15 protein-coding genes and 1 pseudogene are annotated in these 19,586 nt (G+C 60.5%); 10 read left to right on the forward strand and 6 right to left on the reverse strand.

The features are described 5' to 3' along the window. Position 1: 1 nt before the first annotated feature. Complete coding sequence (locus BLP23_RS00760; protein WP_092583124.1) at positions 2-439, reverse strand: DUF6163 family protein; 438 nt, start codon at positions 437-439, stop codon at positions 2-4. Positions 440-571: 132 nt separating this feature from the next. On the opposite strand from BLP23_RS00760, the gene hemB reads away from it, so the two are divergent. From hemB to BLP23_RS34185, 5 genes and pseudogenes are all read left to right on the forward strand, one after another. Then, positions 572-1,585, forward strand: coding sequence for a porphobilinogen synthase (hemB, locus tag BLP23_RS00765; protein ID WP_092583125.1), 1,014 nt, complete (start codon positions 572-574; stop codon positions 1,583-1,585). Between the two features lie 71 nt (positions 1,586-1,656). Beyond that, entirely contained in the window at positions 1,657-2,115 is a 459-nt protein-coding gene (locus tag BLP23_RS00770) for an RDD family protein (RefSeq protein WP_022714741.1), read from the forward strand. A gap of 168 nt (positions 2,116-2,283) precedes the next feature. After that, entirely contained in the window at positions 2,284-3,060 is a 777-nt protein-coding gene (locus tag BLP23_RS00775) for an arginyltransferase (RefSeq protein ID WP_092583126.1), read from the forward strand. Next, a pseudogene (locus BLP23_RS00780) lies at positions 3,061-3,408 on the forward strand (DMT family transporter); the annotation flags it as partial. A 37-nt stretch (positions 3,409-3,445) separates the two neighbouring features. Next, positions 3,446-3,502, forward strand: a complete 57-nt coding sequence (locus BLP23_RS34185) for a hypothetical protein (protein WP_233426646.1) — start codon at positions 3,446-3,448, stop codon at positions 3,500-3,502. 105 nt (positions 3,503-3,607) lie between these two features. On the opposite strand, the gene BLP23_RS00785 is transcribed toward BLP23_RS34185, so the two are convergent. Both BLP23_RS00785 and parC read right to left on the reverse strand, forming a co-directional pair. Beyond that, positions 3,608-4,063, reverse strand: a complete 456-nt coding sequence (locus tag BLP23_RS00785) for an SRPBCC family protein (RefSeq protein ID WP_092583127.1) — start codon at positions 4,061-4,063, stop codon at positions 3,608-3,610. Positions 4,064-4,217: 154 nt separating this feature from the next. After that, a complete protein-coding gene (gene parC, locus BLP23_RS00790) occupies positions 4,218-6,473 on the reverse strand; it encodes a DNA topoisomerase IV subunit A (RefSeq protein ID WP_092583128.1) in 2,256 nt (751 codons plus the stop codon). Between the two features lie 221 nt (positions 6,474-6,694). Here parC and BLP23_RS00795 point away from each other — a divergent pair, with 221 nt between their 5' ends. Then, a complete protein-coding gene (locus BLP23_RS00795; protein WP_092583129.1) occupies positions 6,695-7,882 on the forward strand; it encodes a YdgA family protein in 1,188 nt (395 codons plus the stop codon). 60 nt (positions 7,883-7,942) lie between these two features. On the opposite strand, the gene aspS is transcribed toward BLP23_RS00795, so the two are convergent. Next, a complete protein-coding gene (aspS, locus tag BLP23_RS00800; RefSeq protein WP_092583130.1) occupies positions 7,943-9,733 on the reverse strand; it encodes an aspartate--tRNA ligase in 1,791 nt (596 codons plus the stop codon). Positions 9,734-9,991: 258 nt separating this feature from the next. Between aspS and BLP23_RS00810 the strand changes: the two genes are divergently transcribed. The 4 genes from BLP23_RS00810 to BLP23_RS00825 all read left to right on the forward strand — a co-directional run bounded on the left by BLP23_RS00810 (position 9,992) and on the right by BLP23_RS00825 (position 15,542). After that, complete coding sequence (locus tag BLP23_RS00810; protein WP_092584207.1) at positions 9,992-11,383, forward strand: multicopper oxidase family protein; 1,392 nt, start codon at positions 9,992-9,994, stop codon at positions 11,381-11,383. Positions 11,384-11,824: 441 nt separating this feature from the next. Next, on the forward strand, positions 11,825-12,970 hold the full coding sequence (gene rnd / locus BLP23_RS00815; protein ID WP_092583132.1) for a ribonuclease D: 1,146 nt from the start codon (positions 11,825-11,827) through the stop codon (positions 12,968-12,970). 94 nt (positions 12,971-13,064) lie between these two features. Continuing rightward, positions 13,065-14,129: an adenylate/guanylate cyclase domain-containing protein gene (locus BLP23_RS00820; RefSeq protein WP_092583133.1), complete on the forward strand. Its 1,065-nt coding sequence runs from the start codon at positions 13,065-13,067 to the stop codon at positions 14,127-14,129. A gap of 54 nt (positions 14,130-14,183) precedes the next feature. Then, the gene (locus BLP23_RS00825; RefSeq protein WP_092583134.1) at positions 14,184-15,542 is read left to right on the forward strand and encodes an esterase-like activity of phytase family protein; all 1,359 of its coding nucleotides are present in this window, start codon (positions 14,184-14,186) and stop codon (positions 15,540-15,542) included. Between the two features lie 279 nt (positions 15,543-15,821). On the opposite strand, the gene ppx is transcribed toward BLP23_RS00825, so the two are convergent. Beyond that, entirely contained in the window at positions 15,822-17,345 is a 1,524-nt protein-coding gene (ppx, locus tag BLP23_RS00835; RefSeq protein WP_092583136.1) for an exopolyphosphatase, read from the reverse strand. Positions 17,346-17,357: 12 nt separating this feature from the next. Further along, the gene (locus BLP23_RS00840) at positions 17,358-19,562 is read right to left on the reverse strand and encodes an RNA degradosome polyphosphate kinase (protein WP_092583137.1); all 2,205 of its coding nucleotides are present in this window, start codon (positions 19,560-19,562) and stop codon (positions 17,358-17,360) included. Between the last annotated feature and the right edge of the window lie 24 nt (positions 19,563-19,586).

Below are 19,586 nucleotides of genomic sequence, written 5' to 3' on the forward strand. Positions count from 1 at the left end.
ATCAGGGTAAATCAACGCTTACTTTGCGGCGCTGGCGGCGTTTCTCCAGCCAGAGCGCCAGGCGGAAAACCAGATAGACCAACGCAACCGCGCCATGCATCAGTAGGATGAGCCGGTTGGAGCCGAAGGTCTGCGGCAGCAGGCCATACATCAGGATTTGTCCGCCTGCGGCGAGCACCCAAACGACCGGGCCCCAGGATACCGTCAGCCAGAGGCCGAGCGAAGCGACGGGGAAGAGAACGGCAAGGCTGGTGGCTGCAACTTTCCACGGCAAGCTCAGAAGATCGAAGCGCCCTGCCCCCACCAGCGAATAGCCAACAAGCATCGCCCAATATTGCAGGCCGAACCAGAAGCAGGAGATCGCGACCAGCCTCAGGAAGAGGATGAACAGGATGTCTATCAGCGACCGCTTCGGCATCGTCGGAGAATCATTTTCCATGGCGCAGACCTTAGGGTTCCCGTTGCGGCTCCACCAGCGGCGGATACGCCGCGGCCATTCGCCCGGTTTGGTTTTCCGGTCCGTCATGATAATGAGCGAACCAAGAAATGGAATGGCCAGGGACGAAAGACAATGCAGGACAAAACGCACCTCGTCGACGAGATCACCGGACACCGCCGCATGCGCCGCAACCGCAAGGCGGACTGGACGCGCCGGCTGGTGCAGGAAAACCGGCTGACGGTGGACGACCTGATATGGCCAGTCTTCGTGATCCCCGGTTCCGGCATCGTGGAACCGATCCCCGCCATGCCCGGCGTCAACCGCATGAGCATCGACAAGCTGGCGGATGCAGCCAGGGAAGCGGCTGACCTCGGCATCCCGGCAATAGCAACCTTCCCGAACATCGACGTGGCACTACGTGACGAAACGGGCTCGAACAGCCTGGAAGCCAACAATCTCATCAATCAGGCGACGATCGCCATTAAGAAAGCCGTTGCGAACATCGGCGTGATCACCGACGTGGCGCTCGACCCTTTCACCAGTCACGGCCATGACGGCATCCTGCACGGTGGCGAAATCGTCAACGACGAGACCGTCGATCAGGTGGCGCGCGCCGCCGTCATGCAGGCTGATGCCGGTTCCGATATCATTGCCCCGTCGGAAATGATGGACGGCCGCATTGGCGCGATCCGCCGGGCGCTCGATGCCGCAGGGCACCAGAATGTCGGGATCATGAGCTATGCGACCAAGTTCGCGTCGGCATTCTACGGGCCCTATCGCGAGGCGATTTCAACCGGCGGCCTTTTGAAGGGTGACAAGAAGACCTACTATATCGATCCTTCCAATGGCACCGAGGCGATCCGCGATGCAGCACTCGATGTCGAAGAGGGTGCTGACATGCTGATGGTCAAGCCCGGCCTGCCCTATCTCGACATCTGCTGGCGGATGAAAGAGGCCTTCGGACTGCCGACCTTCGCCTATCAGGTTTCCGGCGAATATACGCAGATCAAGGCTGCCGCGATGAACGGCTGGATCGACGGCGAACGGGCGATGCTGGAAACGCTGCTTGCCTTCAAGCGCGCCGGCTGCGACGGGATCCTGACCTATTTCGCGATCGAGGTCGCCAGACTGCTGGCAAAACGCTGATCTTCACGCATTATTGTATCTCCGGCGGCCGACCCCATATCAGTGGCATCGATTTCCAAAGGAGACCGCAGATGAGCCTTAACCCGAAACCGCTTTATGCCGCACCGGAAGACTGGCGCGCCTATAGCGGCACGCTGAGCCGGCGAGTCTTCGCGTTCATTCTCGACTACATCATCGTGCTGCTGCTCTGCATTCCCGCGGCCGTCGTGCTGTTTTTTCTGTCGATTCTGACGCTCGGCCTCGGTTTCTTTCTCTATCCGGCGCTCTTCGTGCTGGTTGCCGGCCTTTATTTCGGCTTGACGGTCGGCGGGCCGAGCCAGGCTTCGCCCGGCATGCGGGCGATGGGGATCGCAATCGTGCGTGTCGATGGCCGCCCGATGGATTTCCTTTTGGCGATCGCTCATCTGGCGCTATTCTGGATCCTTAATTCGCTATTGACGCCGCTGATTCTGCTGGCTGGCCTTTTTACCGAGCGCAGCCGGCTGATTCACGACCTGCTTGTCGGCACGGCTACCGTTCGCACCGACTGAGGTGGCAAATAAAATCCGCCGCCGGCCTTTGCCGTCCGGCCCGCGGCGCCATATCAAAAAAGAACAGAAGATTGATAGCGCGGATACACCGGCCGCGCTGTTGACGTTTTCTATTCTTAGTTCATGCTGTCATAAAATAGTCAGTGCGAAAGGACATTTCCCCGGCAGATGAATACGCAGGCCTCGCCATCACCGCAGTTTTATCTGACGGCTCCGGCTGCATGTCCGTATTTGCCGCATGAGATGGAGCGTAAGGTCTTCACGCATCTCGTCGGTCCGCGCGCTGCAGAAATGAACGACATCCTGACACAAGGCGGCTTCCGCCGTTCGCAGAACATCGCCTACCGCCCCGCCTGCGAAGCCTGCCGCGCCTGCGTTTCGGTGCGTATCCTCGCGCAGGAGTTCCAGCTGACGAATTCGATGAAACGGGTGCTCGCCCACAACGTCGACGTCATTGCGACCGAATTTCCGGCGCAGCCTTCCAGCGAGCAGTATTCACTCTTCCGCCGCTATCTCGACGACCGTCACCAGCAAGGCGGCATGTCCGACATGACCGTGCTCGACTATGCGATCATGGTGGAAGATACGCATGTGAACACCAAGATCATCGAATACCGCAAACGCGAGGAAGGTTCGGGCCTGGAGACCCGTCCGCGCGGCGAGCTCCTGGCCGCCGCGCTGACCGACACGATGAGCGACGGCCTTTCCATGGTCTATTCCTATTTCAACCCCGAATATGACAAGCGCTCGCTCGGCACCTTCATGATCCTCGATCATGTGAAGCGCACAAAGGCGCTCGGCCTTCCGCATGTCTATCTCGGCTACTGGGTTCAGGGATCGCGCAAAATGGATTACAAGACGCGCTTCCAGCCGCAAGAGCACCTGACGCCGCGCGGCTGGGAACGCTTCGATCCCTCCACGATGCCCGAAAGCACGCACGACTAAATGTCCCTTCCTACCCTTTCCGGTCACCGGAAGGGCCTTGCCCTGACGTCAATCGGTGGCCTGGCCCTTTCCATGGACATTCCGCTCGCGCGACTCGCCGAAGGAAAGATGTGGCCGATCCTCGGCCTTCGCAGCATCACGACGGTTTTGGTGACGCTGCTCATCATCGCTGCAATCCGCGTGCTGAAAGGGAAATGGCCGATCCTGATCCCAGGCCGGCACGGCATCGCTGCGGGTCTACTTTACGGCCTGTCCACCCTGACCTTCCTGCTTTCAGTCTTCAACACGGCGACGGCCAACGCCGTCTTCATCGTTGCCTTCAATCCGATGTTCGGCGCGCTGTCCTCGCCACCCATATCTTCATGAGATTGTCCGAAACCATCCTTTGATCGACGGCAACACACGGACTGGCTACCTCGCTGCGTTCACCTTTTATATGTAAACGGCTATCTCATTGATGCCGAGAACGCGCAGATCGTTGCCTTCGTCGCCTCCGTCGCCGCCTGCGAAAAAGACGAAGCGGGCGTGACGCGCTTTCTGCGTGTCCTTAGCTTGCTAGCCGGTCCGTCTGTTCCAGCACCCGTTCCAGGCCGTCCATCACATGCGTCCAACCCTGACGGGTCTTTTCTTCGAAGGCTCCCCATTCGGCGCACATTTCGTGGGACAGTGTCAGGCGGCTGCCGTCACCAAGCGGCTCGATGTCGATCTCGACGCGGTCGGGATTGTGGTCGTGCTCCTCCGCCGAGAAGCTGAAGGCCATGTGTCTCGGCCTGCGAAGCTCGAGAAATATGCCGCAGTGGCATGCGTCGCCGGTTGGGCGCCTGTCGATGATCAGAAAGCGGCCGCCGACATGGGGAGCGATTTCAGCTCGGATAACATGGCCATCCTTCGCCGCGAAAAGGAAGCGCCTGGCAATTTGCGGGTTGAGCCATGCGTCGTAGACGACGGAAGGCGGCGCATTATAGGTGTGATCGACATGCAGCTTGATGGTATTGGCAGACATTGATGCTCCTCCGTGTGAGGGCTGCGCTGCGAGCGCAATGCCCAACGGTCATTCCGTCCGTCCTCGGAATGAACCTGTTCCCAATTTTGATAACAGGATTGAGATAGAGGATACGACCCGCTCGCCAAGAGCGGATCGCCAATTTGTTATCGCCTCAGCCGGCAAATTTGCCGCTGCGCGGGAAGCCCTTTGGAACCGTGCGGCCCGCAGAAGCGCGGTCGCCCAACCATTCGGCCAGTTCTTCCTTGTTTTTTGTGAAAGTACGGCCTGCGCTGTCTTCCCAGACGAGACCGTCGGCGATCGCGAAACAACGGACGTCGGAAATGCCCCCATCCTTGTATCGCTGCAAGCGCACGCCCTTGCCGCGGGCCATCTCGGGAACCTGGGCCAGCGGGAAGACCAGCATCTTGCGGTTCTCGCCGACGACAGCGACGTGATCGCCGCTGACGGGCACGATGAGCTTGGCCTCGTCCGGCATCGCAACATTCATGATCTGCTTTCCCTTGCGCGTGTTGGCAGCCATCTCCGATTCCGCCACAACGAAGCCGTTGCCGGCCGTCGAGACGATCAGCTGCTTGCGCGCCGGATCATGGACGAAGGCCGTCAGCACATCCTGGTCGTTATCCATGTCGACCATGATGCGCAGCGGCTCGCCATGGCCACGCCCGCCGGGCAGCTTGTCGCCGCCGAGCGTGAAGACCTTGCCGCCGGTGGTGACGACAAGGATCTTGTCCGTCGTCTGTGCCGGGAAAGCTATCTTCAGCGCATCGCCTTCCTTGAAGGTCAGGCTCGCGGTGTCCGCGATGTGGCCCCTTAGCGCACGGATCCAGCCTTTTTCGGAAACGACGACAGTGATCGGTTCCTTCTCGATCATCGCGTGCTGGATGGCTTGTTCGTCGGCTTCGGGCGCCTCGGCGAACTGGGTGCGGCGGCGGCCGATTTCGGTTGCTTTGGCGAACTTCTTCTTCACCTCGCCAATTTCCCAGGCGACCGTCTGCCACTGCTTTTCCTCGGAGGCGAGCAGCGCCTCGATGCCGGTCTTCTCCTTGGTGAGTTCGTCAAACTCAGTTCGGATTTCGAACTCTTCGAGCTTGCGCAAAGAGCGCAGCCGCATGTTGAGGATCGCCTCGACCTGGTTGTCGGTCAGTCCCCAGCGGGCCACCATCACCGGCTTCGGTTCGTCCTCCTCGCGGATGATGCGGATCACCTCGTCGATGTTCAGGTAGGCAATGAGCAAGCCGCCGAGGATTTCGAGGCGTCTGTCGATTGCGGCAAGGCGGAAGCGTGAACGGCGCTGCAGGACCTCGCGGCGGTGATTCAGCCACTCCTTCAGCACCTCGTTCAGCGCCATGACGCGCGGAATGCGCCCCATGGACAATACGTTCATGTTCAGCGGGAAGCGGCTCTCCAGCTCCGTCAACTTGAACATCGATTCCATCAGGATCGTCGGATCGACGGTACGGCTCTTCGGCACCAGCACGACACGGACGTCTTCGGCAGACTCGTCGCGTATGTCTTCCAGCAGCGGCAGCTTGCGGGCGATCAGTAGCTCGGCGATCTTTTCGATTAATCGCGACTTCTGCACCTGGAAGGGGATTTCGGTGACGATGATCTGATAGCCGCCGCGACCGAGATCTTCGATTTCCCACTTGGCGCGTACCCGGAAGCCGCCGCGGCCGGTGCGGTAGCTTTCGATGATGCTTTCGCGACCGTCGATGATAATGCCGCCCGTCGGAAAATCCGGCCCCGGAATGAACTCGACGAGCTTTTCGACGGTCGCATCCGGATGCTTGATCAAGTGCAGTGCCGCATCGCAAAGCTCATGGGCGTTATGCGAAGGAATGGAAGTCGCCATGCCGACGGCGATGCCGGAGGAGCCGTTCGCCAGCAGATTCGGGAAGGACCCCGGGAGAACGGTCGGTTCCTCGTCTTCCTCGTTATAGGTCAGGCGGAAATCGACGGCATCCTGCTCGATGCCTTCGAGAAGCAGCGCCGTGACCTCCGTCATGCGCGCTTCGGTATAACGGTAGGCGGCGGCGTTATCACCGTCGATATTGCCGAAGTTTCCCTGCCCGTCGACGAGTGGATAACGCTGGGAGAAATCCTGCGCGAGACGCACCAGCGCATCGTAGACGGACTGGTCGCCATGCGGATGAAACTTACCAATGACGTCGCCGACAATGCGGGCGCATTTCTTAAAGGCCGCGTTCGGGCGTATGCCCATCTCGCTCATGGCATGAATGATGCGCCGATGAACCGGCTTCAGGCCGTCGCGGACGTCTGGAAGTGCGCGGTGCATGATGGTCGAAAGTGCATAGGCCAAGTAACGCTCCTCGAGCGCGGCCTTCAGATCAACCGGGTGAATGCTGTCGTCGTCTCCGCCGGAAGGCGGCAAAATCTCTTGTCCCATGAGCCTTGCCTAGCCCAGAAGGCGATTCACGGCAAGGAATGAGGGGGGTGGGCCTGTGGATGACGTCATGAAATGACATGAAAAGGTCATCAAGCATCGCCACCAATTCGAACTTTGTTTGCTTTCCCCTTCAACAGAAATTTAGAAACCTGCAAATATAAACCGGGTTCGATCCGCAGTAATTTCGCTGCAAGTCGCAACCGCCACCAAAGGATTTACCCATGACCTTTTACCGGACAACCCGGCTGATGCTGTCTGGCGCCGCATTCCTGTCACTCGCCGGCTCCGCGTTCGCGCTCGACGGGCAGGATCTCCTGAAGAAGCTGAATGCCGCCTATAGTGCCCAAGGCGGAACGATCACTGCCGATGGTGTCGATGTCAACGACACTACGGTGACACTGAAGAACGCGAGCTTCAAGCCGACTGGCAGCGATGCCCTCCACATCGGCGACATCACGATGACCGGCGTCGAGGAAGGCGAAGACGGCGGTTACTATATCGAGGAGGCAGCCTTTCCCGACATCAACATCACGGAAGACGGCGCGAGCGTCAGCGCCTCCGAAATGACGCTCGGCGGCATATCCATTCCTGCCGATGTCAGCGGTGACGGCCTCGACTCCATACTGCTTTACGAAACGGCGCATGTCGGCCCGTTCAAGGTCACCAAGGACGGCAAGGAAGTCTTCTCGCTCGGCGAAACCCAGATGAACCTGTCGCTTCGTGAAGACGAATCCGGCTTCGACTTCGACGGCGCGTTCAAGAGCATGAAGGCGGACCTCAGCGATGCTCCGGACCCGCAGGCGAAAGAAGCGATCGACAAGCTGGCCCTGCAGCACGTCAACGGCGACATCACCATGAAGGGCGCCTGGGATCTCGGCCCCGGCACGATCGACATCTCCGAATTTGCCTTCGACGTGACAAATGTCGGCCGCCTAAAGCTTGCCTTCAAGATCTCGGGATACACCCTGCCCTTCATGAAGTCGCTGCAGGAAGCGGCAAAGGCCTCCGAAGCGAACCCGAACAAGGAAGAAGCGCAGCAGGCGCTTGGCCTTGCCATGCTCGGTCTGATGCAGCAACTTTCGTTCAACGGCGCCGAAATCCGCTTCGATGACGCATCGATCACGAAGCGTGCGCTGGAATATGCCGGCTCCAAGCAGAACATCTCGGCACAGCAGATGGCGGATGCGCTAAAGGCTATGACGCCGATTGCGTTGGCGCAGCTCAACATCCCGGAACTGCAGAATGCAATTTCGGCTGCGGTCAACACCTATCTCGACGACCCGAAAAGCTTCGCCGTCAGCGCCGCACCGGCCCAGCCTGTCCCCTTCCCGACCATCATGGGTGCTGCCATGGGCGCTCCAAACACGCTGCCCGGCGTGCTCGGCGTGAAGGTGACGGCGAACCAGTAAGATTTGAATGCCGCCAACAAATAAGCCCGGTAACGCACCGGGCTTATTTCATTGGAAAACTCAGTCTTTGTTGACCGGCGGGATCGGGCGGATCGCCAGTTCGCGCAGCTGCGCAGGGGTTGCCGGCGACGGTGCGCCCATCAGGAGGTCCTGGGCCTGCTGGTTCATCGGGAAGAGCGAGATTTCGCGCAGGTTCTTCGCGCCAGCGAGCAGCATCACGATCCGGTCGATACCGAAGGCGGCGCCACCATGCGGCGGTGCACCGTACTGGAAGGCGCGATAGAGACCGCCGAAGCGATCCTCGACGTCCGCCTGGCTGAGGCCCACCTTTTCGAAGGCCTGGACCATCAGTTCCGGCGACTGGTTACGGATCGAGCCAGAAGCGATTTCGAAGCCATTGCAGACGGCGTCGTACTGGAAGGCCTTGATCGTCAGCGGATCCTGGTTCTGCAGCGCCTCCAAGCCGCCCTGCGGCATGGAGAAGGGGTTGTGCGCGAAATCGACCCTCTTCTCATCCTCGTTCCATTCGAAGAAGGGGAAGTCGACGATCCAGCAGAGTTCGAAACGGTCGCGGTCGATGAGGTTCAGCTCGTCGGCAGCGCGGTTGCGTGCTTCGCCTGCGAACTTGTAGAACTTGTCCGGCTCGCCAGCGACGAAGAAACAGGCGTCGCCGTCATCGAGGCCGAGCTGGGTGCGGATCGCATCCGTGCGCTCTTCGCCGATGTTCTTGGCGAGCGGACCGGCTCCTTCGAGCTTCTCGCCTTCCTTGCGCCAGAAGATGTAGCCGAGGCCGGGCTGGCCCTGGCTCTGCGCCCAAGCGTTCATGCGGTCGCAGAAGGCGCGGGAGCCGCCGGTCTTTGCCGGGATCGCCCAGACTTGGACCTTCGGGTTGGACGCGATCATGTTCGCGAAGACCTTGAAACCGGAGCCGGCGAAGTGCTCGGTCACGGCCTCCATGACGATCGGGTTGCGCAGGTCCGGCTTATCGGAGCCGTATTTGCGAATTGCCTCGTCGTAAGGAATGCGTGGCCATTCCTTGGTCACCGGCTTACCTTCGGCAAACTCCTCGAATACCTTGGTCATCAGCGGACCCGTGGCGTTCCAGACGTCTTCCTGGGTCACGAAGCTCATTTCGAGGTCGAGCTGATAGAATTCGCCGGGCAGGCGGTCGGCTCGCGGGTCTTCATCACGGAAGCAGGGCGCGATCTGGAAGTAGCGGTCGAAACCGGCGACCATCAAGAGCTGCTTGTACAGCTGCGGCGCTTGCGGCAGGGCGTAGAAGGTGCCGGGATGGATGCGGCTCGGCACGAGGAAGTCACGCGCGCCTTCCGGCGAGGAGGCCGTAAGGATCGGCGTCGAATATTCGGTGAAGCCGATATTGCCCATTTCACGGCGCATGGCAGAGATGATCTGCGTGCGCTTGACGATGTTCTTGTGCAGAGTCTCGCGGCGAAGGTCGAGGAAGCGGTACTTGAGGCGGACGTCTTCCGGATAGTCCGGCTCGCCGAAGACCGGCAGCGGCAGTTCCTTGGCGGCGGAGAGGATTTCGATCTCCTGCGCGTAGAGCTCGATCTCGCCGGTCGCCATCGCCTTGTTCACGGTGTCTTCAGTACGTGCTTTCACGAGGCCGTCGATGCGGATGACCCATTCGCCTCGAACGGTTTCAGCGATCTTGAAAGCCGGCGAATCCGGATCGGCAACAACCTGCGTGATGCCATAATGGTCGCGAAGGTCGATGAAGAGAACGCCGCCGTGGTCGCGAACGCGGTGGACCCAGCCGGAAATCCGGACATTCGAGCCAACATCCGACTTACGGAGGGCTGCACATGTGTGGCTGCGGTAGCGATGCATAATGTCTAATCCTGGTATTTTGGCTTGAGACGGCAGCAAGGGGCTCGAATGGCTCGCCGGTGCCGACAAGAAAATCGGGCGGAAAAGCGCATGGACGGTCTGATTTGTCAAGGCTTGGGCCGCATTGAGCGCCACTTTGGCGCGGTTTATTCGGGCGCCCTGCGCACGGCAACTGCGGCAGTTTGGCCCGCACTTCCTTATTGATGAAAACCGCAGTCAACTTTAAAGATGGCGCCATTGTTGTTGCCGGAGCGCCAGATGCCCCTACTTACCCGCCGCAATCTGTTGAAGGCGTCCGCCGTCGCCGGCGCCTACAGCGCCGGCATGGGCATTGCCGGCAAGTTCGGCTTTGCCGGCTCGGCGCCCGAACCACAGGTGCTGAAGGCGGGGAAAACCAAGGCTTCGCTCACCGCTGCCGGACCGACGAGGGATGTCATGACCTGGGGCGATGGCGGCCCGCCGCCGGTGCTTCGCATGACCCGTGGCAGGCCCTATGCCGTACGCCTGACCAATGCTCTCGACGAGCCGACGACGATCCACTGGCATGGCCTTCGCATCGACAACAGAATGGACGGCGTGCCCTTCATGACGCAGCCCTACGTCTATACGGGCGACAGCTTTGACTACGCCTTCACGCCGCCGGATGCCGGCACCTTCTGGTATCACCCGCATTGCAACACGCTGACCCAGATAGGCCGAGGCATGACCGGCGTGATCGTCGTCGAGGATGCTGCCGATCCGACTTTCGATGCCGAGATCGTGCTCAACCTGCGCGACTGGCGGCTCGGCGGAGATGGGCAATTCATCGCGCCCTTCCGTCCGCGCGACGCGGCAAAGACCGGCACCTATGGTACCGTGCGCACGGCGAACTGGCAGCACGAGCCGCAATATGACGCGCCGGCCGGGGGCCTTGTCCGCCTGCGCATCGCCGTGACGGATGTCACCCGCGTCTTCTCGCTGCGGATGGAAGGCGCCGAGGCGACGGTGATCGCCATCGACGGCAATCCGGTGCCGCAGCGCTTTCCGCTCGACCTGCTCCAGATCGGTCCCGGGCAGCGGCTGGACCTTGTCGTGCGGATGCCGGACAGCGAAGGCGGCGTTGCGATACTGGAGGATATCCGGGGGACCACGCCGAAAACGATCGCGAGCCTGCGCGCCGTCGGCCAGTCGCTGAAACGCAACGCGGGCGACCTTGCCCCGCTTGCCGCCAATCCCGTCCCGCAGGCTGATCTTTCCGCCGCCGAAAAGATCCCGCTGGTGCTCAGCGCCACAGCGGAAAACGCCTCCGTCGACAGCATATGCGGTACAATCGGCTACACTTTCTGGGCGATCAACAGACTGCCGTGGCCGGGCGACATTGCCGATCCGACCGCCCCGCTTGCCGAACTGAAGCTTGGCAGGAGCTACATCTTCCAGCTCGAGAACGTGACGCCGCACCTGCATCCGATCCATCTGCACGGCATGAGCTTCACGGTCATTTCGTCCTCCACACGCGAGGTAATGCCGCTCGTTTCCGACACCTATCTCGTCCAGCCCGATGAGAAGGTTGAGCTTGCCTTCGTCGCCGACAATCCGGGCAACTGGGTGCTTCATTGCCATATCATCGAGCATCAGAAGACCGGCATGACGAGTTACGTGCGGGTTGTTTAAGGTAAGCTGGAGCCCCTCATCCGCCTGCCGGCACCCTTCCGGTTTTCATGGTGCCGCAACCTCTCCGTCCTTCTCAGCCATTTCACGAGGCCAGTCCCTCGCCCCGCGGGGACGGAGTTTGGGTGAAGGGCTTCGGCATGACGCAGTCTCCTGCATCTCGTTCCTCGCCGATTGCATTACATTTGGCAGGCGGACGTGCATCGGGAGGGCCTACCCCCATGAGCGGCATCGAAATCTTCGCTTTCATTGTTTGCTGCGATGATTGCCGCGGGAGGCTGGATTGCCGTACTCGCCAATGAATACAGCAATCGTGCGAAGCGCCCACCGATCCCGGCGAATAACCCCGCGGCCACGCCGGCATAGGCACCTTCAACGTATTGACATATCGAGCGTAAAGGAGAAGGAAGGTTAACCGACCTTTTACCTTGCGAATGAATTGACATGATAGAAACAACCGCCGAATTGGCGGCCGCCTGCAAAGAGCTGGCCAAGTCCGACTTCATTACAATCGACACTGAATTCCTGCGTGAGACGACATTCTGGCCCGAGCTTTGCCTGATACAGATGGCGAGCTTGACGACGGAAGTCATCATCGACCCACTTGCTAAGGGCATAGACCTTGCACCCTTCTTCGAGCTGATGGCCAACCCGAATGTGCTCAAGGTTTTTCATGCAGCGCGCCAGGACATCGAAATTATCTTCCATCGCGGCGGGCTGATCCCGCATCCGATCTTCGACACGCAGGTCGCCGCCATGGTCTGCGGCTTCGGCGACAGCGTTTCCTATGACCAGCTCATCAGCCGGACAAAGGGCGTGCAGATCGATAAATCCTCGCGCTTCACCGACTGGAGCCGCCGGCCACTTTCCGAAAAGCAGCTCGATTATGCGTTGGCGGACGTCACACATCTGCGAGACGCCTATCTCTATCTCAAGGCCGAATTGGAGCGCGAGGGCCGCTCGTCCTGGCTCTCGGAGGAGATGGATATTCTCGAATCGCGCGAGACCTACGACATGCATCCGGATGACGCCTGGCAACGTTTGAAGATGCGACTGCGCAAGCCGCAGGAACTTGCGACCCTCAAATATGTCGCGGCCTGGCGCGAGCGGGAGGCGCGATCCCGCAACGTGCCGCGTTCGCGGGTATTGAAGGACGATGCGATCTACGAGATCGCCCAGCAGCAGCCGAAGGACACCGAGGCCCTGAGCCGCCTGCGCACGATCCCGAAGGGATGGGAGCGTTCTGCCGCCGGTACGGCGGTTCTCGAAGCCGTCAATACGGCTCTTGCCCTGCCGAAAGCAGAGATGCCCCATGTGCCCCGCCACACGCAGGCGCCCGAGGGTGCTGCCGCTGCGGTCGAATTACTCAAGGTACTGTTGAAGCTGATTTCGGAAAAACACGGCGTCGCGCCGAAAGTCATCGCCAACAGCGAAGACCTCGACAAGATTGCCGCGGACGGCGAGAAGGCGCAGGTCGCGGCACTCAGCGGCTGGCGCCGCGAATTGTTCGGTGCGCCCGCGCTGCAGCTTATCAAGGGCGAGATCGCGCTTCGTTTCGTCGGCAAGAAAGTCGATACCGTTTCGCTTTGATGCTTCCTCGCCCCTTGAGCGGGCTTGCGAAATCGCTTGACCGACGCGTCTTGCGTGGAAAAATGCGCGCGGGTGCCAACACAGGGCAGATGTCATGAAAGAGATTTCTCCGGCGCAGAACTGGCTTCTGTTAACGGCCGTGATGGCTGCAAGCGGCGTAGCCTATGGCCTGGTGGTCTATCCCGACGAACCGGTCGTCATCGGCGCGGTCTTTGCAGTCTTTATCGGCATGCCGATTTTGGCCTTCGAGCGGAGAGCCTTCCTGCGCCCGCTCTACCGGCGGCTCCAGAAACTTCCGACGGCGGCGTTTATCATTTCAGCTTTGCTGATTTATGAAGCCCTCATGAACATCGGCTATGCGCTGGCCGCATCGCTGCTGTCGGCGGTCGGGCTGACCAAGCCTCAGTCGCTCTTGAACATCCTGGTGATGCCGTTCAACGTCTTCATGTATGCGCTTGGGGTCTGCGCCGTCATCATCTTCGTGCTGCGCGTGCGCGAACTGCTCGGCCGCGACGTTTTTCTTAGCATGTTTTCGGGCCGCTACCGGACCCCCGTCCAGGAGGAGCGCATCTTCCTCTTTATCGACCTCGTCGATTCGACCCCTTTTGCCGAAAAGCACGGAGATCTTCGAGCGCAGCAATTACTGAACTCGCTGTTTGCCGCTTTTGCCGAACCGGTGCGGCGGAACAAAGGGGCGATTGATGATTACGTCGGCGATTCCGCGATCATAACCTGGCCGCTCGCGCGCGGGCTGAAGGATGGCCGCTGCGTGCGCTGCATCTTCGACATCCTGAACGACATCGAAGCCGATGCGGAAAGCTGGCTGAAGCAATACGGGCAGGTGCCCCGCCTGCGCGCAGCACTTCATGGCGGCTTCGTCATCACAGCGGAAATCGGCGTCGATCACCACAAGATCACCTATTTCGGCGACACCGTGAATACAACTTCAAGGCTTGAGTCCCTTTGCAAGACGCTGAACCGACCGGTGCTGATCTCAAGCGAGCTTGCCCAACGCCTGACGCTGCCTGAAAGGATCAGCGCGCAGGACCTGGGTGTTCATGCACTCAAGGGCCGCGGCCAGGGACTGGGCGTCATGACGCTGGCACAAGCCCTGCCCACATCGGCAGCGTCACCAAAGCTTCATTCAACCTTCAATTAGGCGCCATCAATGGACTGCTAAGCGAAACCGCCATTTCATTTACTGGAGGTTTCCATGAAAGCTGCGCTTTTCAGTTCCGTCTCCCTCGTCTTCCTCATCGCCACCTCCGCTTCCGCCGATCAGCGGGCTTTTCCGGCCAAGCTCGCCGGCCAGGCGATCCTGCCTGCCAACACGCTGGTTCCGGCACCTTCCGACGCGCCCGAATTCCTGAAGCACGCCGGCAAGTTCACCACTCCGGATCGCAAGCGCATCGAAGCGCTCGGCTCCGTTCCCGGCAAGGACGGACAGCGCGTCACCGACATCAAGCTGCCGCTCGACGGCCAGCCTGTCCAAGGCTTTTCCGGCATCAAGACGATGGAAGACGGCACGTTCTGGACGCTCTCCGACAACGGTTTCGGCTCCAAGGGCAACTCTAGCGACGCGATGCTCTTCCTGCACCAGATGAAACTCGACTGGACGAACGGCAGGGCCGACGTCGTCAAGAACATCTTTCTCTCCGATCCGAACAAGATCGCGCCCTTCCCGATTACGCTCGAAGGTGCCGAGAAACGCTATCTGACCGGCGGGGATTTCGACATCGAATCCATCCAGCCGGTCGCAGATGGCTTCTGGCTCGGCGATGAGTTCGGTCCCTATCTTTTGAAAGTCGATACCGAAGGCCGGTTGACCGACGTGATCGCCACCACGGCCGATGGCAAGCTGGTGATGTCGCCCGACAACCCGCTGCTCTCGGTTCCGGCAAATCCGGCCGCCAAGATGCCTGCCTTCAATCTGAAGCGCTCCGGCGGCTTCGAAGGCCTTGCCATGGCGAAGGACGGAACCAAGCTTTACGGCCTTCTGGAAGGTGCGCTCTACCAGGATGACGGCAAGATGGAATCCGTTGACGGCCACACCGCCATCCGCCTCATCGAGTTCGACGTCGCCTCCAAGAAATGGACGGGCCGCAGCTGGTTCTATCCATTCGAGGACAAGGGTGCCGCGATCGGCGACTTCAACATGCTTGACGACACGACCGCCCTCGTCATCGAGCGCGACAATGGGGCCGGTACGAAGGACAAGGTCTGTGCCGATCCCAAGGAGCCCAAGCCGGACTGCTTCCAAGCTCCGGCGGAGTTCAAGCGCATCTACAAAATCGAGCTAGACGATGCCAACGCCGGCAAGGCGGTGCGCAAGATCGGCTACATCGACCTGATGCATATCGAAGACCCGGACAACAAGAAGAAACAGGGCGGCCGCGAAGGCTTCTACGACATGCCCTTCGTGACGATCGAGAATGTCGACCGCGTCGATGCCACGCACATCATCGTCGGCAACGACAACAACCTCCCCTTCTCCGCCGGCCGCGCCGTCGACAAGGCAGATGACAACGAGTTCAGCCTGCTGGAAGTTGGTGAGCTTTTGAGTGCGAAATAGACAAAGACGCTCTTTAGGATGGAGAGGGTAGCGCGTGAGCGCTATCTTCCCCTTGCGGCTGACTGCGGATGAGGCGTTGCTCGGGCAGACCGTTTCCTCGTTCCCCCACCTCATTCCCGAGCCTGTCACAGAAATGAGGTGCGCCCAGGACCTTGAGGCGCGGGAGACTCATTTTGATTTGAGGGAGAGTCATTCACGGCGCAGACGCGCCGTGAATTCTTATGACCAGCGCACGGGCGTCCAGTAGCGCTTCACCGCAGAACAAATCCACGAATGCCCCTACTCGAACTTGAACGCTAGCCGTCTATTCGTCAGCCGCGAGAGCTGCTGCAGGCGGCCGTCGAGGCGTTCTCCGGCGAAGTCGCGATATTCCGATGGCACGACGAATTCGAGGTCGATGCTTGGATTGGTGGACTTGCGGAATGTCAGGTTCTTGACCAGGCCCGGCATGGAGGCCGAGAAGAGATAGACGACGCGCAGCAAGCCGCCGAGCAGCTTGGCGCGCTCGACATATTGCGGGCCGGCGATCGTGGCAAGCGGTGCCGTCGAGCCGTCGTCATTCAGGCCTTCGAAGCGGTAGTAATTGGCGAGCGCGATGAAGGCCCGGCCGGGATGGCTGATGCCGACGAAGGATGAATGGGCAATCAGGTTCAGCGCCTGCAGGCCGCGGTAGTCCGGATGCGCGCGCCAGCTGATGTCGGCGAGCAGACAGGCCGCCTGGCGGTAGCGCGCTTCCTCTTCCGTTTCCACAACGCCGAAATACGGCATCATGTAGCCGGTCCATGCGGCAAGCTCGCGCGCATGTTCAGGGGAACGCGCGCGCAGGATGGCAAGCTCGCCGGCCGCCGAAAGCAGCGGATCGGCGCGGCGCTCGCCCTCCGACAGCAGCGAGTAGAGATAGCCTTCGCGGACGCCCTGCGCCGAGAAGGAAATGACGCCGGGATTCATGGCGCTCAACACTTCCTTCATGGCAACGGCGCCGAAGGGCAGCAGCGCACGGCGATGCTTCGACACCGCCTGGAAGGCCGGATCCTTGGAATCTCTGGCTACTTCCACCTGATCGAGGAACTGCATCATCCCTTCGAGAGAAACCTCGTAGCCCTGCATCATGTGAAGCGGATATTGGGTAAGTTCCATGTGCAGCTTGGCGATGTTACGCCAGGTGCCACCAACTGCGTAGAAGGTCCGCCCGGCCCCCTTTTCCAGGATTTTCGTGGCGCTTCGGACATGCTTGCGAGCGAAAGTGCGGGCTCTCGCGAGGGAACCGCCGGCATATTCCGAAAGGCGAAGTCCCCCGAGCGGCAGGGTGATTCCCCTGCCGATCTCGCGCTCCTTGATGTCGATGAGTTCCAGCGAGCCGCCGCCGAGGTCGCCCGCGATGCCGTCCGGATGGAAGAAGCCGCTGACGATACCGAGCGCGGAAAACTTCGCCTCCTCCTCGCCGGAAAGCACGCGAATCTTGCGCCGGAGGATCGTTTCGGCCTGGTGGATGAAATCAGGCCCGTTGGAGGCTTCGCGCGCGGCAGCCGTCGCCAGCACATACATCGTCGCCGCGCGGGCCTGGTCGGAAAGGGCCTTGAACCGATGTAGAGCAGCCAGCGCGCGGGCGACGCTTTCCTCATCCATCTTACCGTTCAGCGCGATGCCCTTACCGAGGCCGCAGAGCACCTTTTCGTTGAAAAGGATCGCCGGCGACCGGGACATGCCTTCGTAGATGACCACTCGGATCGAATTCGACCCGATATCGACGACGGAGACCGGGGCAATCCCTGGTAGGCGCCCCTGGGCTTCTGATTCAACCATGCAGGTCCAGTTTTATCTCTTGGTCCAGCCGGAAAGCAGGCCGGCAATCAGCTTGGGCGCACTGGATTTCAGGGCTTCACCACGGCCGGAAAGGCTGGGATTGGTCATGAAATACTGCTGCGCATTGAACGGCTCTTCGCCTTTGCGCACTTCCATGCGCCGAGACGTGCCGTCGGGCAATATCTCGTAGCTCTGCTGATTGTCAATGATATTGCCTAGCATGATCTGGGACAAAACCTGCTCGTGCACAGTCGGATTGATGAGGGGGACGAGCGTCTCGACGCGGCGGTCGAGGTTTCTGGGCATCATGTCGGCGGAGCCGATATAGACGAGCGCCTTGTCGGACGGCAGGCCGTGTCCATTGCCGAAGCAGAAGATGCGGCTGTGCTCCAGGAATCGGCCGACGATCGACTTGACGCGAATATTGTCGGAGAGGCCCGGCACCTGCGGGCGCAGGCAGCAAATACCGCGAATGACCAGGTCGATTTCAACGCCTGCCCGACTTGCCGTATAGAGCGCGTCGATAATTTCCGGATCGACGAGCGAGTTCATCTTCATCCAGATCGCTGCCGGCGCACCGTTCTTGGCATGTTTGATCTCCTCGTCGATGTGACGGAGGATGCGCGAGCGCAGCGTGTAAGGCGAGACGGCGAGCTTCATGCTCTCCTCCGGCTCGCCGTAGCCGGTGATGAAGTTGAAGATGTTCGCCATGTCATGGGCGATCACTTGATTGCAGGTGAAGAACGAGAGGTCGGTATAGATCTTCGCGGTGACCGGATGGTAGTTGCCGGTGCCGAGGTGGCAGTAGCTGCGGAGTCTGCCTTCCTCGCGGCGAACGACCAACGACATCTTTGCGTGTGTCTTGAGTTCGATGAAGCCGAAGACGACCTGCACGCCGGCGCGTTCGAGGTCTCGTGCCCAACGGATATTCGCCTCTTCGTCGAAACGGGCCTTGAGCTCGACGAGGGCAGTCACCGACTTACCGGCTTCGGCAGCATCGATGAGAGCGCGGACGATCGGGCTGTCGTTCGAGGTGCGGTAAAGGGTCTGCTTTATGGCCAGAACGTCAGGATCGCGCGCAGCCTGGAGAAGAAACTGGACCACCACGTCGAAAGACTCGTAGGGGTGATGAACCACCATGTCCTTTTCGCGAATGGCCGCGAAGCAGTCTCCGGCATGCTCGCGAACGCGTTCGGGAAATCGCGCATTATAGGGCTGAAACCGAAGGTCGTCGCGCGGCGCCTTGGTGATCTCAGAGACCGTATTGAGCGCGAGCAGGCCCGGCAAAACGGCGACACGATTGTCTGGAACATTCAAAGCCTGCACCACGAACTGGCGGAGCGATGCCGGCATCTCCGAATCCGTCTCGATGCGGATCACCTTGCCGCGGCGGCGGCGCTTCAGCGCGGTTTCAAAGAAGCGCACGAGGTCTTCGGCTTCTTCCTCCACTTCGATATCGCTGTCGCGGATGAGGCGGAATGTACCGGAGCCCTGCACCTCGTAACCGGGATACAGCCGGTGAATGAAGATGTTCGCGACGTCCTCTAGCGTGATATAGCGGATCGTACCGGCGTCATCGGGCAAGCGCACGAAGCGATCGAGCGCAGGCGGCAGGCGAAGCAGCGCCGTCATCGGCTCGCGCCCGTGCTTGCTGGTAAGCTGCAGGCCGATCGAGAAACCGAGGTTCGGGATGAACGGGAACGGGTGAGCCGGGTCGATCGACAGCGGCGTCAGAACCGGAAAGATCGCCTGCTCGAACTCTGCCGCCAGCCACTGCCGGTCGGCGTCGCTGAGAGCGCCGGGACGGACGAACAGAATGTCTTCCTTCGCGAGATACTGCTGCAGGACGGCGAACGAGGCCTGCTGCTCCATCTGCAGATTGTCGATCTCCTGCAGGATTGCGTCGAGCTGTTCGGCGGGCGTCTTCCCGTCGGGCGTGCGAACCACGATGTTCTGGCGTACCTGGCCTTCGAGGCCAGCGACGCGCACCATGAAGAATTCGTCGAGATTGGCCGCTGAAATCGACAGGAACCGGACGCGCTCGAGCAGTGGGTGCTCAGTGTTCAGCGTTTCCTCGAGAACGCGACGGTTGAACTGCAGCCAGGAAAATTCACGGTTGATGAAACGTTCGGGACTAGCGAGCAGGTCTTCCAGCGGCGGGACGGTTGCCGCTGTTTCCGGAACCGGTTCCTGATGCTCTACTACCGCACTGTCCATGTTCCGATCACCCCGTTTCACTCG

The organism is Rhizobium mongolense subsp. loessense (assembly GCF_900099775.1).
Classification (GTDB): domain Bacteria; phylum Pseudomonadota; class Alphaproteobacteria; order Rhizobiales; family Rhizobiaceae; genus Rhizobium; species Rhizobium loessense.